This window comes from Stenotrophomonas genospecies 5 (assembly GCF_054473825.1).
In genome coordinates this window covers 995471-1009880 of sequence record NZ_JBTMUW010000001.1, presented here as the reverse complement: position 1 = coordinate 1009880, position 14410 = coordinate 995471, and the positions used below count along the sequence as shown (strand labels likewise).

The window sequence follows — 14410 nt, the reverse complement described above, 5'->3', positions numbered from 1 at the left end:
CACGGTATGATGCCGCGTTTCCTGCTCCCCCTCCCCATGCTCGCTTCCTACTCCTCCGCCATCATCTGGTCGGCGGTGGCGCTCGCCACCGTGGGTCTGCTGTTCCGTCCTTTCCGCCTGCCCGAGTATGTCTGGGCCGTCGTGGCGGCGGCGCTGCTGCCGCTGACCGGTGTGATGCAGGTCGGCACGGTCCTGGGCGCGGTCGCCGAAGGCGGTGATGTCTATCTGTTCCTGGTTGGGATGATGGTTCTGGCAGAGCTCGCGCGGCGGGAAGGCCTGTTCGACTGGCTGGCGCTGTACGCGGTGCGGCACGCGGGGAGCTCCGGGCGGCGGCTGTTCGACCTGGTGTTCCTGGTGGGCACGCTGGTGACGGTATTCCTCTCCAACGACGCGACCGCGGTCGTGCTGACCCCTGCGGTCTATGCCGCGTGCAGGGCGGCCCGCGCCAATCCCCTGCCCTACCTGTTCGTCTGTGCGTTCATCGCCAATGCGGCAAGCTTCGTGCTGCCCATCTCCAATCCGGCCAATCTGGTGGTGTATGGCAGGCACATGCCACCGCTGCAGCAGTGGCTGGCGCAGTTCGCGTTGCCGTCGCTGGCGGCGATCGGTGCGACCTACCTGGTCCTGCGCTGGGTGCACCGCCGCGAGATCGCGCAGCCACTGGCCCCGGCGCCGGAACATCGCCCCCTGTCTGCTGGCGGTCGCCTGAGTGCTTACGGCGTGCTGTTCACCGGCTCAGCGCTGCTGGTGACGTCGGCGTTGAACGGCCCGCTGGGTCTGGTGACCTTCTGCGCAGGCAGCGCGAGCGTCGTCGCCGTCGCCCTTCGCCAGCGCCAGAGTCCGCTGCCGCTGCTGCGCAACGTGTCCTGGGGCGTGCTGCCGCTGGTGGCAGGTCTGTTCGTGCTGGTCGAAGGCGTGGCACAGACCGGCGTGATACAGATGGCGGCCAGTGCGCTGGAGTCCCTTGCCCGCACCTCACCGCAGCAGGCCGGGTGGCTGGCCGGCTCGGCCGCAGCCCTGCTCAGCAACCTCGCCAACAATCTGCCGGTGGGCCTGGCCGCAGGCTCACTGGGGCAGATGGCCGACCTGCCGGCGCAGACGCGCGCGGCACTGCTGATTGGTGTAGACCTCGGCCCGAACCTGTCGGTGGCCGGTTCGCTGGCGACCCTGCTGTGGTTGGTGGCCCTGCGTCGCGAAGGCGAACATGTCAGCGGGCTCGACTTCCTGCGCATCGGCGTACTGGTGATGCCGCCCGCGCTGCTCGGGGCATTGCTGCTGCTCTGAGCCATCGCTGGTCCGGCACAGGGTTCAGTGCGGCTGCCTGCGCGAGCGGAACGCCGCCACCTTCATGCGGTTTCCGCACTGGGCCATGCTGCACCAGCGCCGCCAGTCACTTCACATGGTGAACCACGGTACTCGGCCATAGTGGCCGGAGTTCGTCATCATGTTGAGCGTTCATGGCAGCAGTCCGCGCGCACCTCAAGCATTTGCCTCGCCGGTGGCGCACAGCGCTCTACATCCTGCTCGGCCTCTACGCAGCCTATCTGTTGGCGGGCAACGTCTTCCTCAACACGCCGCTGTTCGACAACGTCACCAACCGCAAGCCACAGAAGTTCGTGATGACCACGGGCCCGGCGATCACACTGGTGCCGGGCCACGTGATCGCCTGGAACGTGCACATGCGCGGCCACGTCAACCACACGGTCTATGTGCTGCATGCGGAACGTGCCAGTGCGCGCCTTGCCCTCCTCCCCCTGTTCCGGCGCGAAGTCCGGGTGCCGCGGCTGCAGGCGACCGGTGTTTCGGCCGACGTCAGTCGCGTCGATCAGGTCGTCCCCTCGCCCCCCCGCGGCACCCGCGGGTGGACGCTGCGCTTCAACGCCATCCATAGCGACAGCATCCGCAGTGCCCGGCTGGGCAAGCTGCTGATCATCGGCAAGGGAGCCGGAACGGTCGGTTTCCTCAAGCAACTGCGCGGCGGTCCGTCGGAACTGTTCGACTCCCAGGTCCGATTCGATGCCGCCGACGTCAGTTATGACGGCGTCCAGCTGCTGGGGGACACAGAACTCACGTCCCGCTTCAGCTATCCCCGCCATTTCCGCGACCAGGCGCCCGGCCTGGCCAAACTGGGCCTGTTGCGGGCTGCGCTCAAGGTCAACGCACGAAGCCAGGGGCTGCGCCTGGATACCGGCCTGGCGCAGCCGCGGATCGCCAGTGCCCCGGTGCCGGGGCGACTGCAGATGGACATCCGCATGGACCATGGACGCCTGCAGCCCGGCAGCCACGCGCTGTGGCACCTGCCCCTGCTGCTCGGTGACGGCGCTCCCGGCCGTGGCGTTCTGGCCCTGCAACTCAACACCGCCGACGACATTCGGCTGCAGGCCCGGCTGCCTCCCAAAGAAGGAACGGGCGCAGCGCTGGACGCCGATCTGCGGATTGCTGGCCGTGAGATTCCTTTCCGCCAGATCGACCAGTTGATCGAACGGACCTCGGGAACGGTGCGCGGCGAGTGGACCTTCACCTCGCTCAACTGGATCCCCGCGCTGTTCGTTCGCAAACCCTGGCTGCAGCTCGATGGCGGCGGCGTCCTGCAGGCGGATCTGAAGCTCCGCAACGGTGAACTGGTGGCGGGCAGCACGGTCGACATTCCCTCCGCCAAAGCGGTTGCCGGTATTGCCGGCGTGACGATGGCGGGCACGGCCAGCGCGCATGGTGAGCTCAAGGGCGGATCGCCCACCCGCGCCGAGCTGTCGGTACGCCTGCCCCGCTTCACTGCCAACCCGACGGACGCGCCGCGCACACGGCTGTTCGATGGCCGCGATCTGCAGGTGACGCTGAGCGGTGACGGCCGTATCCGCGAGCTGCGCAACGGTGTGCGCGCGCACCTGCGTTTCAGTGACGCCACCATTCCGGACCTGGCGGCCTACAACCGCTATCTGGGCACGGACCAGGTACGGCTGCTCGGCGGCACCGGCCAGGTGAGCGGCGAGATGCGGCTGGACACCAATGGTCGCATCGGCCAGGGCAGCGCCCGCCTGCTGGGCCGGCAGGCACGTGCGCAGGTCGCCGGGCTGTCACTGGCCGGCGACGTGCAGCTGGATGCAGCCCTGCGCCGCGGCAACTTCACTGACCGCCATTTCGACGTCTCCGGCAGCACCGTCGAGCTGCGCAACATCCAGATGGCCGGTGTCGCACGCAAGACGCCGTGGCGCGGACGTATCGACATCCAGTCCGGGCGCATCGATGCACAGTCGCCGTTCCAGGTGGACGCACGTGGCGCCGTGGCAATGAGCGATGCCTCGCCCCTGCTGGCGGTGTTTGCCGAGCGCGGCGACTATCCGCGCTGGGTGCTGTCGCTGCTCGACGCTGGCCAGGTCGATGCGCAGACCGTACTGCGCTGGCGGCCGGGGCATCTCACCCTGGACGAGCTGACTGCGGAGAATGACCGGTGGTCCGTCCGCGCCCGCCTCGATCTTCCCGGTCAGCACAAGCGCGGCGATCTCTATCTGCGCTGGGGCGTGCTCGGCGCCGGCCTCGAGCTCGACGGCGAGCAGCGCCGCTGGCACCTGGCAAAGGCCCGCGAGTGGTTTGATGAGCGCCCCTCCCTGCTGCCCGCCTCGGCGGCACCTGCGCGACAAGCGCCTGGGGACTGACGGCCGGCGCTGCATCCAAACGTGCCACTCGTTCGTATTGGTTCGAGACCCACGCGAGGATGCCCGATGAAACGAACAACGCAGGCCCTTGGACTGGCCGGCTGGCTTACGCTGACCTTCGTGGCAGCGGCGCTTGGCGCACGGGCCTCGATCTCGGCATCGGACTTCTACTCCACCCTGTCGCTGCCCGCGTGGGCGCCTCCCGCCGGGCTGTTCGGACCGGTCTGGACGGTGTTGTACGCGCTGATGGCAGTGGCCGCGTGGCTGGTCTGGCGCGAGAAGGAACGGCGCCCCAACACGGTGGCATTGGCGCTCTACGTCGTGCAGCTGGCAGCCAACACCGCATGGAGCTGGCTGTTCTTCGGATGGAAACAGGGTGCGCTCGCCTTCGTGGATATCCTGGCCCTGCTGGCGCTCATCATCGCCACCGTGATTGCCTTCGCGCGCGTCCGGACGCTGGCGGCGATCCTGCTACTGCCCTATCTGCTGTGGGTAGGGTTCGCTGCCGTACTCAACTACGCGGTGTGGCAGGCCAACCCCGGGGCCCTGTAAGGCGGTGCGCGCTTCAGGCGGTTGCTTCAGGCGCAGGCTGCCAGCTGCGCAGGGTCGCGCCCTTCAGCGACTGCTGCCCGCAGCCGGTCGGGCAGCGCAGCACGCGGATGGCCGACATACTGACCAGGCCCTGCCCCTCCACCGCCTTGAACACCGTCTCGCAGCGCAGGCAGCGTGCCACCATGGAATACAGGTGAACGATGCGGCGGGTGCCGGGGTCCTGCAGAAGATCCACATCCAGCAGCTGGAACTGGCAGCTGTCCGGCATCGCGCGCATGGAGTGGGACGTGTTCGGGGGTGTGTGCAGGTTCACGACGGAGCGCCAGTGGAAGTGTCCTGCGTACGTTATGGAAACCGGCGTGCAGCGGGTGTGCAGTGCACATGCAGTGACCGCGAAATCTTGTGCGGGCCGCGGACCGATTCTGCTAGGGTGCCGCAGATGCACAGTCCATTGCCGTCCTCCGATCCACCCGCCCGCTGCCAGCAGTCTGCCGGTAGTCCGTTGAGCGTGTACCTGAGGGACGCCACGCGGTCGGTGCACGGCAGCCTCGATGCGTTCCTGATCGGGCAACGCCTGTTCGAATCCACATTGCGCTACGGGCGCTTTCTCCAGGTCCAATGGCATTTCCACCACGCCGCCGCGCCGCTGTACATGGACGGGCTGATGCTTCCGGCAACGGCACGACTGCAGCTGGTTGAACAGGATCTGCTGGATATGGGCGCCCCGCTGCCACGCGCGCATGCCTGGCGTCCCAGGCTGCAGCACGCATCCCGTGCGTCGGCATTGGGTTGGCTGTATACCGTCGAGGGTTCTGCCCTGGGTTCGGCCGTCCTGCTCAAGTACGCCGCCGCGCTGGGGCTGGGTCCCGGCCATGGCGCCCGTCACCTTGCACCTTCGCCTGCAGGCGTGGCCGAGCAATGGCGGATCACCCGCGCGCATCTGGATGCGGAACCCCTCACGCAGCAGCAACGCCAGCAGGCCTGCAGCGCGGCTCAACAGGCGTTTGCATTCGTGCGGCGTTGCGCAGCTGAAGTGTTCAGCAATGCGTGAACAGGCATTCACATCGTCCGGACGGTATGCGGCAGCAGCATTTTCCGTCACCATTCCATTCCGCCCGGCCCGTCACGAATCATGAGTACCGCCCTTGATGCCTTCCGCTGATCGCACCTGGAACGATGCACTGTCGGACTGTGCGCGGGAACCCATCCACACACCGGGCGCCATCCAGCCCTACGGCGTGCTGCTGGTGCTGGATCCGCTGACGCTGCTGGTGCGGGAATGTGCCGTTAGCCAGCCCATCGCGCTGCGCCAGTACGGTGATCCGTTGATGCAGCATGTCGAGAACGCACTGGGCGGTGTGATCGGCCCCTTCGTACATCGCCTGCGGCACATCGCACCCGGCGGCACGCTGCACCTGGGCGCGGTCCACCTGGATGGGCTGGGGCGCCACCAGTTGCTCGCGCATCGTTCAGATGACGATCTTCTGATCGAACTGGAAGCCCCCGTTGCCGGTCAACCCGCCTCGCTGGAGGAGCTGTACCCCGCGATCCGCGAACTGATGCTCGCCATCGAGGGGGCCGCGACGGTCGAGGATCTCTGCCAGCTGGCGGCTGCGCACATACGCAGGATCGCCGGATTCGACCGTACCCTCGTCTACCAGTTCGACGCCGGCTGGAATGGAACCGTCGTGGCCGAAGATGGCAACGGCATCCTGCCTTCGTATCTTGATCTGCGCTTCCCGGAATCGGATATTCCGGCGCAGGCGCGCGCCCTGTATCTGCATAACCGGGTGCGGCTGATCGCCGATTGCGATTACACGCCCGTGCCCCTGGTGCGGGCCGGGCATCATCGCCAGGCCCCGCCCACCGACCTGAGCCTTTCCACGCTCCGCAGCGTCTCGCCGGTGCACCTGCAGTACATGCGCAACATGGGCACGGCGGCATCGATGTCGGTCTCGCTGATCCACGAGGGACAGCTGTGGGGGCTGGTGTCGTGCCACAGCGCACAGCCGCGCCGGCTGCCCTATCACGTGCGCACGGCCTGCGAGTTCATGGGGCAGATCCTGTCGCTGCAGATCGCACTGAAGCAGCGCGCACGCGCCGTGGAGGAACGGGTCGGGCGCCGGTCCTTGCTGGTCAAGCTGCTGGGCCGCATGGCCGGCGACGAGGACTTCATGGCCGCGCTCCGCCGCGACCCCGACAGCCTGCTTTCACTGACCGGCGCGCAGGGCGCGGCCATCGTGCACAGGAACGACTGCGTGCGCCTGGGCCAATGCCCCGGGAATCCGGAGGTACTTGCGCTGGCACAGTGGCTCGCGACCGCGCACGTGGGCGAGGAAATGTACGTCACCGATCATCTGACCGCGGCCTGGCCGCCTGCGGAGCAGTTCAGCGATGTTGCCAGCGGCGTGATCGCCGTATCCATCTCCCAGCTGCATGACAGCTACCTGATGTGGTTCCGCCCAGAGGTGGTACGCACGGTCAGATGGGGTGGCGATCCACGCAAGAGCGCAGGCGGCAGCGACGCCCTGTCGCCACGGCATTCATTCGAGGCATGGAAAGAGACCGTGCAGCAGCGCAGCCTGCCGTGGAACGAGGCCGACTGCGATGCGGCGCTCGAGATGCGCAACGCCATCGTCGACATCGTGCTGCGCAAGGCGGAAGAGATGGCCGAACTGAACGAGCAGCTGATGCGCAGCAACAAGGAGCTGGAAGCGTTCTCGTATTCCATCAGCCATGATCTGCGCGCCCCGTTCCGGCATATCGTGGGCTATTCCGAACTGCTGGGCAGCTCGGCAGCCGAGCGCTTGAACGAGACCGAGCGGCGTTTCCTCGACACCATCGTTGATTCGGCCAAATCGGCCGGCACGCTGGTGGATGATCTTCTGAGCTTCTCCCAGATGGGCCGCTCGACGCTGGGTCGCGCACGCATCGACATGGCAGCCATGGTGGAGGATGTGCGGAAGATGCTGGAGTTCGAATACCACGGACGCGACGTCCACTGGCAGATCGGGGACCTGCCCCAGGTTGAGGCCGACCCCACCATGATGCGCCTGGTCTGGCAGAACCTGCTGTCCAATGCAGTGAAGTTCACCCGCGAGCGCACGCACGCGGTGATCGCAGTGGCGCACGAGCGCTCGGAAAGCGAGGATGTCTTCACTGTGCGCGACAACGGCTGCGGCTTCGACATGCGCTATGTGGACAAGCTGTTCGGCGTGTTCCAGCGGCTGCACCATGTCGAGGAATTCGAAGGTACCGGCATCGGCCTGGCCAACGTGCGCCGCATCATCGGCCGCCATGGCGGCCGCACCTGGGCCGAGGGCGAGCCGGGCAAAGGCGCCACCCTCCATTTCACCCTGCCCCTGCATTCTGGAGATGTTCAATGAGGGACCTGCGGCCGATCCTGCTTGTCGAGGACAGCCCCAAGGATGCTGAGTTGACCCTGGCCGCGCTGTCGCGTTGCCAGCTGCTCAATGATGTCATCCATGTGCGTGACGGCGCCGAGGCGCTGGACTATCTGCGATGCGAGGGCGCCTTTTCCGGTGCCCGCCATGGCGGCCCCGTGGTCGTGCTGCTCGATCTCAAGCTGCCGAAGGTCAATGGACTGGAGGTGCTCGAGCAGGTTCGTGGCGATCCCGTTCTCAGCAGCACCCCGATCGTGATGCTGACCTCGTCGCGGGAGGAGCAGGATCTGATCCGCAGCTATGAACTAGGGGTCAACGCGTTCGTGGTCAAGCCCGTGGATTTCAAGGAATTCTTCGACGCGATCCAGGGTCTTGGCATGTTCTGGGGAATCACCAATCAACCACCGCCGCATCGCCCGAACGGCTCGGGACACCACCATGGGTGATATCACCGACCGCGGCGAGCGCCTGCGCATCCTCATGCTGGAGGACAGCGCACTCGATGCGGAGCTAATCTCCGCCCAGCTGCTGCGGGCCGGCCTGGATTTCGAGGCGGAGCGCGTATGGACGCGTCGGGGCTTCCTCGATGCCATCGACAGCGGCACGCATGACGTCATCCTCGCCGATCATGTATTGCCCGGCTTCGATGGCGATGCGGCCCTGGCCCTGGCGCGCGAACGCGTCCCCCATACGCCATTCATTTTTGTTTCCGGCACGCTTACCGAAGAACTGGCGGTGCAGGCCCTGACCCGTGGCGCGCGCGACTACGTGGTGAAGCAGCGGCTGCAACGACTGCCGGACGCGATACGGCGTGCACGGCAGGAGGCCCACGAGCGTGGCGAGCTGGCCCAGGCCCAGGCGGCACTGAATGACAGCCAGGCGCAGTTGCAGCAGATCACCGACGTGGTTCCGGCGCTGATCGCGCAGTTCGATCACGAACACCGCTTCCGCTTCGCCAACCGTGCGTTTCTCGACTGGCACGGGGTAAGCCTGGCCGAGCTGCAGGGACGGACTGCGCGCGAGATCAGCGGGATTTCAGCCTTCGAGGAGGCGCTGCCCAGCCTGCAGCAGGTCCTCCAGGGAGAGCGCGCCAACTTCCAGGCACGTCTTGCCCATCGCAGCGGTGAGACACGCTTCGTACAGATGGACTGCGTACCGGAGCGCGCAGCCGATGGCCGCGTGGTCGGCTACATCTGCGTGGGCAGCGACGTTTCCCAGCTCAAGCGCGCCGAACTGGCCCTGCGCGAGGACAACCAGTCGCTGGAGCGGCAGGTTCAGGCGCGCACCGCCGAGCTCCGGGCCAGCAAGCGACGTCTGCAGTCCATCTTCGAGTCCAGCTTCCAGCATCAGGTGCTGCTTGACCTGTCCGGGCGTGTCGTCGACGCCAACGTCGCCTCGCTGGCCGCGGTGCTGGCCGAGAAGGCGCAGGTTGTGGATACCCCCTACTGGCAGACGCCCTGGTTCACCACCACGCCCGGAATGAGCGAGGTGATCGACAAGGCGGTTGCCGATGCCGTAAGTGGGCGCAGCTCCCTGCACTCGCTCGAACTGGAGCTGCCCACCGGCCGGCGAAGTTTCGACGTTTCATTCCGTCCGTTGCAGGACGGCGCAGGCGAGGTCACCGCGGTGGTGTCCGAAGCCGTGGAGACCACCGCACGACTACAGGCAGAGCATGCACTTCGGCAGGCGCAGAAGATCGAGGCCGTCGGGCAGCTGACCGGCGGCATCGCCCATGACTTCAACAATATCCTGACGGTCATCTCCGGCAACGTCGAGCACGCGATGCTGTTGAGCGGCCATCCTGGAGCGTCGGCCGAGGCGACCACACGCGCACTGGACAACGCCCTGAAGGGCGTCTCGCGCGCGGCAAGCCTGACCCAGCGGCTGCTGGCCTTCGCGCGCCGCCAGCCCCTGCGCAGCCAGGCCGTCAATCTCAACGACTGCATGCTCGGAATGCAGGACATGCTGCAGCGGGCGCTGGGCGAGCTGGTGCGACTGGAGATCAGCACGGCTGCCGGCATCTGGTGCGTGGAACTGGACGTCGCGCAGCTGGAGGCATCCGTGCTCAACCTCGCGGTGAATGCACGCGATGCGATGCCCAGCGGCGGCCGGCTGAAGGTCGAGATCGACAACAGCCATCTCGACGGCGACTACGCCGCCCTGTTCCCCGATGCGGCTCCGGGCGAGTACGTGATGCTGCGTGTCCGCGACAACGGCCACGGCATGCCGGCCGATACGCTGGCGCGGGTGTTCGAGCCGTTCTTCACCACGAAACAGGTGGGGCGTGGCACGGGCCTGGGGCTCTCCATGGTGCATGGTTTCGTCAAGCAGTCCGGCGGCCACGTCCTGATCGACTCCGTGGAGGGCGGAGGAACCAGCATCACCATGATGTTCCCGCGCTCGCCGCTGCCACTGCCCTGTGAATCTCCCGCGCCGGCAGCGGGCCTGGCCGGCTATGAACAGCGCGGCGAGACCATCCTGGTCGCTGAAGACAATGACGATGTCCGCGCATACACCGTCGACGCCCTGCGCCAGCTGGGCTACCGCGTGCTGGAGGCACATGACGGGCCGTCCGCGCTGCGCCTGCTGGAACGCCCGGACGCGCGCATCGATCTGCTGTTCTCGGATATCGTGATGCCCGGCATGTCCGGCTGGGAACTGGGTCGCGAAGTCCGGGAGCGCTGGCCTGAGGTGGCGATTCTGTTCACATCCGGCTATCCGCGCGATCATGACGCCCCGGGGGGCGCGGGCCGCTCTGCGGCGCTGCTGAGCAAGCCATTCACGCGCGCCGATCTGGCCGAATCGATCCGCGGCGTGTTGGCGTCCTCCAGCTGACGGACCGGGGCGCGCGCCGGCTCAGGGGCCTTGCCTGGTTCCGAGCCGGTTGATCTGCGCGCACTCAACGACGCCCGGCGGCTGTGGCATGTCGGCCAGTGCAACCATCGCCCGCCCCAGGGCCAGATTGCTGGTCGCGATGGAAGGGGCCATGCGTGCAATCAGCCCCAGCACCGGGGCGCCGACACCATAGAGTGGCCTCATCCATGAATGCGCCGTGCCCGTACCTGCAACAGGCTGGACACCGCCTGGCCGCAGCATCACCGTACGGATCGGCAAGCGGGCCAGTGCCTGTTCGGTCTGCCCCTTCACCCGCAATGGCATGATGCGGCTCTGCGGATCGGCATGCGCCCCGGACACGTACAGGAAGCGCCCCTGCGGACATGCGCGGGCAAACGCAGACGCCACCGCGAGCGTGGCATCGAAGGTGACCGCGCGGTACTCGGCTTCGCGGGTTCCCACCGGCGGCGCTCCGGCGCAGTAAAGGCAGGCGTCGAATCCCGAAAACAGGTCAACACTCCCGGCGGCCTGCCGGAAATCGGCGAGCAGCAGCTCGGCGACCTGCTGCCCCGGCCGGCTGCCCGGCCTGCGGACCAGTGCCGTGACACGCTGCACCCGGGGCGATTCCAGGCAGGCCAGGACAACGCCCTGCCCCACCAGCCCTGTTGCACCGGCAACGAGCAGCTTCATGCGGCCAGGGGCGGCGTGGCTGTCCACGGGGCTCAGAGTTTCACGAAACGCTGGATGCGGCGCGCCAGCCAACCACTGAACACCAGCGGGGCATCCAGCGCGGATACACAGATGCATGGCACGCCCGGCGCCGTCACCGGCTGGTGCTCAACGTCCTCGTCAAGATCCGCGACATCGCCAGGCGCGAACAGGCCCAACGCATCGTTGTAGGAACCGCGCAGGATCTGCGTCAGTTCGCTCTGTCCGTGGCTGTGCATCGGCAGGCACTTTCCGGGGGCGATCTTCAGCATGATCAACGATGGCATCTGTTCGGCCCGGATGCAGTGCACGCCAGGCGCGATCCAGCGCCAACGCAGCGCTGCCAGTGACCTGCCGAAATACGGGTGCAGCGACGCCGGCAGGTAGTCCGGATCAGCCTCCGGCCGTTCATGCGGCACCTCCCGCGGCGATGATGGCTCGGCCGCTGCCGAGACCGCCTGCGAGGACAAATGGGCCAGCATGGCCTCGCGCAGGGCGTCCCGGCGGTCTTCGGCAAGCGCAGGCTGGGTGTGTTCCAGCAGCGCCGAACCGATCGCCTCAGCCTCCCGCAGGCGCTGCCGGCACACCGGGCAGCGCTCCAGATGCGTGCCGGCGACGATACTCAGTGGCGCCGGCAGTGCGCCGGCCGCATAACTCATCAACGTCGATTCGTGCAGATGGTGCTGCGGGCTCATTGCGCACCTCCGATCCGCGACTGCAGGCGCAGGAATGCGCGGCGGAGATGCGACTTCACGGTCCCCAGCGGCATGCCCAGAATGGAGGCGATCTCACCGTGGCTCTTGGCCTCGAAGTACGACATCCGGACCATGCGCGCCTGCACGGCCGGCAGTTCGTTGATGCGCTGGCGCAGCCGTGCATGGTCGGCAAACTGCTCGGCGCTGCTGCGCTCGACCAGGTCCGCGGCAGCGGCCTCTTCGACGGCCGCCTGGACCTGCATCCAGCTGCGCTCGCGCCGGACCCGGTCGATATGCAGGTTGCGGGCGATCCGGTAGAGCCATGTACTCAGTGCCGCCTGCGCCGGATCGTAGTCTCCAGCGCGCAGCCACACCTTCAACAGGCATTCCTGCGCAAGCTCTTCAGCCACGGCATCCGGCACGCCGAGTCCGCGCAGATAGACGCACAACCTGGGCATGAAGTGGTCATAGATGCGCATGAAGCAGTCGCGGTCGCGCAACCGCGCCACCGCGTCCATGTCACCGGTCCAGTTCAGTGCGTCAGTGCTGGGCTGCTGGGAACTGGACACGAGGCGGGCGGTGTCGAAGGGAACGGGAGGGCTGGCGGCGTCAGGGTACATCTGCGGTCGCGGCGGGCTGGTGAAGGTCTGTCCTGAGTACGGGCCACGGGCCCGTTTGGATGCAGCACCGACCTGCATCCAGCAACGGCCCTGCCGCGTATGCCAGAACACATCCCGCCGGAGCGCCTTCGATGCGCCTCACCTTCCTGCTGCTGTACCTGCCCTGCCCCGCCCTCGCGGCCACCCTGCTGCACAACGAGGGCGTCGCCACCTTGCCGGATGGCCGGGTGGCCTACCGCGAGATGCATTGGCAGCGGGGCACCACGGAAGGCGCCGAGCGCTGGGTCCAGTACCTGTGCCCGGACGGCCAGCCCTTTGCAAGAAAACACATGACGGCCACGGATCGACCGCTGGCGCGCGGCTACCGGCTGCTCGACCAGCGCTCCGGTCAGCAGGCTGACGTGGAGATGTCCAGCGATGCAGTCCGCATCTCGTGGAAGGAGAGTGCCTCGTCCACATCGCGGCAGGCACGCCTGCCAGCGCCTGCCGGTGCAGTCGTCGATGCCGGCTTCGATGCGGCCGTGCGCCAGCACTGGACACCGCTGCTGCAGGGAGCCGAGGTGACCCTGCCCTTTCTCGTCCCCGGGCGCCAGCGCTTCTATCCGGTCAAGGTCAGCTGGCGTGGTGCGAACCGCTGGCGCGGGCTGGCTGCACAGTCATTCGAGGTCCAGCTGGACACCTGGTATGGCGGCGTGGCCCCACGCCTGTCACTGGTCTACGCCGAGGCCGATCGTCGCCTGCTGGAGTTCCGCGGCACCAGCAACCTGCGCGATGCACGTGGCACTTACCCCGCCGTGGTGGTGCGCTTCGACAGCCCGCCTGCGCCCCAGCCGGACAGCCAGTGGCAGCAGGCGTGGGCGCGGCCTCTGGTCGCCGGGTGCGCCGTTACGGCGAAGTGAAGACAAACAGGAAGACGAAGAATCTGCAACGAGGCGCATCCATTTCCCGCCCTGCTGCGTAGAGAAACACACGCCTCTCTCGAGATCCGCCCCATGGCTTCCGCAGCGCCCCTCCGCAGCCGACGCGAACGCCTTCTGAGCACCCTCCGGCGCTGGTTCGACGCCGGCACTGCAATGGACACCGACAGCGGGCGTGCGGATCGGATCGACTGGCTGCGCGCGCTGCCATTCGCACTGATGCACTTGGCCTGCCTCGGCGTGATCTGGGTGGGGGTGTCCTGGATCGCCGTGGCCGTGGCAGCTGCGCTCTACGCGATCAGGATGTTTGCGATCACCGCGTTCTATCACCGCTACTTCTCGCATCGAACCTTCCAGGCGCCGCGCTGGGTGCAGTTCGTATTCGCGGTGATCGGCGCTTCCAGCGTGCAGCGCGGCCCGCTGTGGTGGGCCGCGCACCATCGGCATCACCACCGCCACGCCGACCAGCCGCAGGACCCCCATTCCCCACGCCAGCGCGGATTCTGGCGCAGTCACATGGGCTGGTTCCTGACCCGCGAGGCGTTCACCACCGACCTTGCCCGGGTGCCTGATCTGGCCCGGTTCCCGGAACTGCGCTGGCTGGACCGCTTCGACATCGCAGTGCCGGTACTGCTGGCGGCAGGCCTTTATGCACTGGGCGAACTGCTCGAACGGGCAGCGCCCGGCCTGCACACGTCCGGGCCGCAGCTTCTGGTCTGGGGCTTCTTCGTTTCCACCGTCGTCCTGTTCCATGCCACGGTCACCATCAACTCGCTGGCGCATCGCTTCGGCCGGCGCCGCTTCGATACCCGTGACGACAGCCGCAACAATCTGTGGCTGGCACTGCTGACCTTCGGCGAGGGTTGGCACAACAATCATCACTTCTTTCCCGGCTCGGTCAGGCAGGGCTTCCGCTGGTGGGAGGTGGACATGACCTGGTACGGGCTGCGCGCAATGGCCGCCCTGCGGCTGGTCAGCGGGCTCAAACCCATCCCTGCGTGGGTCCTGGACAAGGCGAGATACTGA

The 14410-nt window shown here is 67.2% G+C and carries 13 protein-coding genes and 1 pseudogene; 9 read left to right on the top strand and 5 right to left on the bottom strand.

Annotated features, from left to right (window positions below):
- Positions 1-36 precede the first annotated feature (36 nt).
- The gene (locus ACX9OW_RS04730) at positions 37-1284 is read left to right on the top strand and encodes an arsenic transporter (RefSeq protein WP_459061995.1); all 1248 of its coding nucleotides are present in this window, start codon (positions 37-39) and stop codon (positions 1282-1284) included.
- A 24-nt stretch (positions 1285-1308) separates the two neighbouring features.
- On the opposite strand, the pseudogene ACX9OW_RS04725 reads toward ACX9OW_RS04730, so the two are convergent.
- Positions 1309-1380 (bottom strand): annotated as a pseudogene (locus tag ACX9OW_RS04725) (CGNR zinc finger domain-containing protein); the annotation flags it as partial.
- Positions 1381-1457: 77 nt separating this feature from the next.
- On the opposite strand from ACX9OW_RS04725, the gene ACX9OW_RS04720 reads away from it, so the two are divergent.
- Both ACX9OW_RS04720 and ACX9OW_RS04715 read left to right on the top strand, forming a co-directional pair.
- The gene (locus ACX9OW_RS04720) at positions 1458-3653 is read left to right on the top strand and encodes an AsmA family protein (protein ID WP_459061994.1); all 2196 of its coding nucleotides are present in this window, start codon (positions 1458-1460) and stop codon (positions 3651-3653) included.
- A 66-nt stretch (positions 3654-3719) separates the two neighbouring features.
- On the top strand, positions 3720-4205 hold the full coding sequence (locus ACX9OW_RS04715; RefSeq protein ID WP_111186977.1) for a TspO/MBR family protein: 486 nt from the start codon (positions 3720-3722) through the stop codon (positions 4203-4205).
- 13 nt (positions 4206-4218) lie between these two features.
- Here the strand turns inward: ACX9OW_RS04715 and ACX9OW_RS04710 are convergent, their stop codons facing one another.
- Positions 4219-4518: a hypothetical protein gene (locus ACX9OW_RS04710; protein ID WP_065175681.1), complete on the bottom strand. Its 300-nt coding sequence runs from the start codon at positions 4516-4518 to the stop codon at positions 4219-4221.
- 195 nt (positions 4519-4713) lie between these two features.
- Between ACX9OW_RS04710 and ACX9OW_RS04705 the strand changes: the two genes are divergently transcribed.
- The 4 genes from ACX9OW_RS04705 to ACX9OW_RS04690 all read left to right on the top strand — a co-directional run bounded on the left by ACX9OW_RS04705 (position 4714) and on the right by ACX9OW_RS04690 (position 10444).
- Positions 4714-5256 carry a biliverdin-producing heme oxygenase gene (locus ACX9OW_RS04705; RefSeq protein WP_459062461.1) on the top strand — a complete coding sequence of 181 codons (543 nt, stop codon included), beginning with the start codon at positions 4714-4716 and terminating at the stop codon, positions 5254-5256.
- A 97-nt stretch (positions 5257-5353) separates the two neighbouring features.
- A complete protein-coding gene (locus ACX9OW_RS04700) occupies positions 5354-7591 on the top strand; it encodes an ATP-binding protein (protein ID WP_262218091.1) in 2238 nt (745 codons plus the stop codon).
- Positions 7588-8055, top strand: a complete 468-nt coding sequence (locus ACX9OW_RS04695) for a response regulator (RefSeq protein ID WP_053518529.1) — start codon at positions 7588-7590, stop codon at positions 8053-8055. Before ACX9OW_RS04700 ends, ACX9OW_RS04695 begins: the two co-directional genes overlap by 4 nt.
- A complete protein-coding gene (locus ACX9OW_RS04690; RefSeq protein WP_263178271.1) occupies positions 8048-10444 on the top strand; it encodes a response regulator in 2397 nt (798 codons plus the stop codon). The genes ACX9OW_RS04695 and ACX9OW_RS04690 overlap by 8 nt, the downstream gene beginning before the upstream one ends.
- 21 nt (positions 10445-10465) lie before the next feature.
- Here the strand turns inward: ACX9OW_RS04690 and ACX9OW_RS04685 are convergent, their stop codons facing one another.
- From ACX9OW_RS04685 to ACX9OW_RS04675, 3 genes are read right to left on the bottom strand one after another with little or no spacing between them, the layout of a single operon-like run.
- On the bottom strand, positions 10466-11134 hold the full coding sequence (locus tag ACX9OW_RS04685) for an NAD-dependent epimerase/dehydratase family protein (protein ID WP_180875148.1): 669 nt from the start codon (positions 11132-11134) through the stop codon (positions 10466-10468).
- A 32-nt stretch (positions 11135-11166) separates the two neighbouring features.
- Entirely contained in the window at positions 11167-11847 is a 681-nt protein-coding gene (locus ACX9OW_RS04680; protein ID WP_111186982.1) for a ChrR family anti-sigma-E factor, read from the bottom strand.
- Positions 11844-12467, bottom strand: a complete 624-nt coding sequence (locus ACX9OW_RS04675; RefSeq protein WP_065182216.1) for a sigma-70 family RNA polymerase sigma factor — start codon at positions 12465-12467, stop codon at positions 11844-11846. Before ACX9OW_RS04675 ends, ACX9OW_RS04680 begins: the two co-directional genes overlap by 4 nt.
- A gap of 131 nt (positions 12468-12598) precedes the next feature.
- On the opposite strand from ACX9OW_RS04675, the gene ACX9OW_RS04670 reads away from it, so the two are divergent.
- Positions 12599-13366: a hypothetical protein gene (locus tag ACX9OW_RS04670; RefSeq protein WP_459061993.1), complete on the top strand. Its 768-nt coding sequence runs from the start codon at positions 12599-12601 to the stop codon at positions 13364-13366.
- A gap of 93 nt (positions 13367-13459) precedes the next feature.
- Positions 13460-14410 carry an acyl-CoA desaturase gene (locus tag ACX9OW_RS04665; RefSeq protein ID WP_459061992.1) on the top strand — a complete coding sequence of 317 codons (951 nt, stop codon included), beginning with the start codon at positions 13460-13462 and terminating at the stop codon, positions 14408-14410.

Excerpts from the sequence above, each read along its gene's own strand:
- ACX9OW_RS04730 (WP_459061995.1), top strand. The coding sequence starts at position 37 with ATGCTCGCTTCCTACTCCTCCGCCATCATCTGGTCGGCGGTGGCGCTC.
- ACX9OW_RS04720 (WP_459061994.1), top strand. The coding sequence starts at position 1,458 with ATGGCAGCAGTCCGCGCGCACCTCAAGCATTTGCCTCGCCGGTGGCGC.
- ACX9OW_RS04715 (WP_111186977.1), top strand. The coding sequence starts at position 3,720 with ATGAAACGAACAACGCAGGCCCTTGGACTGGCCGGCTGGCTTACGCTG.
- ACX9OW_RS04700 (WP_262218091.1), top strand. The coding sequence starts at position 5,354 with ATGCCTTCCGCTGATCGCACCTGGAACGATGCACTGTCGGACTGTGCG.
- ACX9OW_RS04695 (WP_053518529.1), top strand. The coding sequence starts at position 7,588 with ATGAGGGACCTGCGGCCGATCCTGCTTGTCGAGGACAGCCCCAAGGAT.
- ACX9OW_RS04690 (WP_263178271.1), top strand. The coding sequence starts at position 8,048 with ATGGGTGATATCACCGACCGCGGCGAGCGCCTGCGCATCCTCATGCTG.
- ACX9OW_RS04685 (WP_180875148.1), bottom strand. The coding sequence starts at position 11,134 with ATGAAGCTGCTCGTTGCCGGTGCAACAGGGCTGGTGGGGCAGGGCGTT.
- ACX9OW_RS04680 (WP_111186982.1), bottom strand. The coding sequence starts at position 11,847 with ATGAGCCCGCAGCACCATCTGCACGAATCGACGTTGATGAGTTATGCG.
- ACX9OW_RS04675 (WP_065182216.1), bottom strand. The coding sequence starts at position 12,467 with ATGTACCCTGACGCCGCCAGCCCTCCCGTTCCCTTCGACACCGCCCGC.
- ACX9OW_RS04670 (WP_459061993.1), top strand. The coding sequence starts at position 12,599 with ATGCGCCTCACCTTCCTGCTGCTGTACCTGCCCTGCCCCGCCCTCGCG.
- ACX9OW_RS04665 (WP_459061992.1), top strand. The coding sequence starts at position 13,460 with ATGGCTTCCGCAGCGCCCCTCCGCAGCCGACGCGAACGCCTTCTGAGC.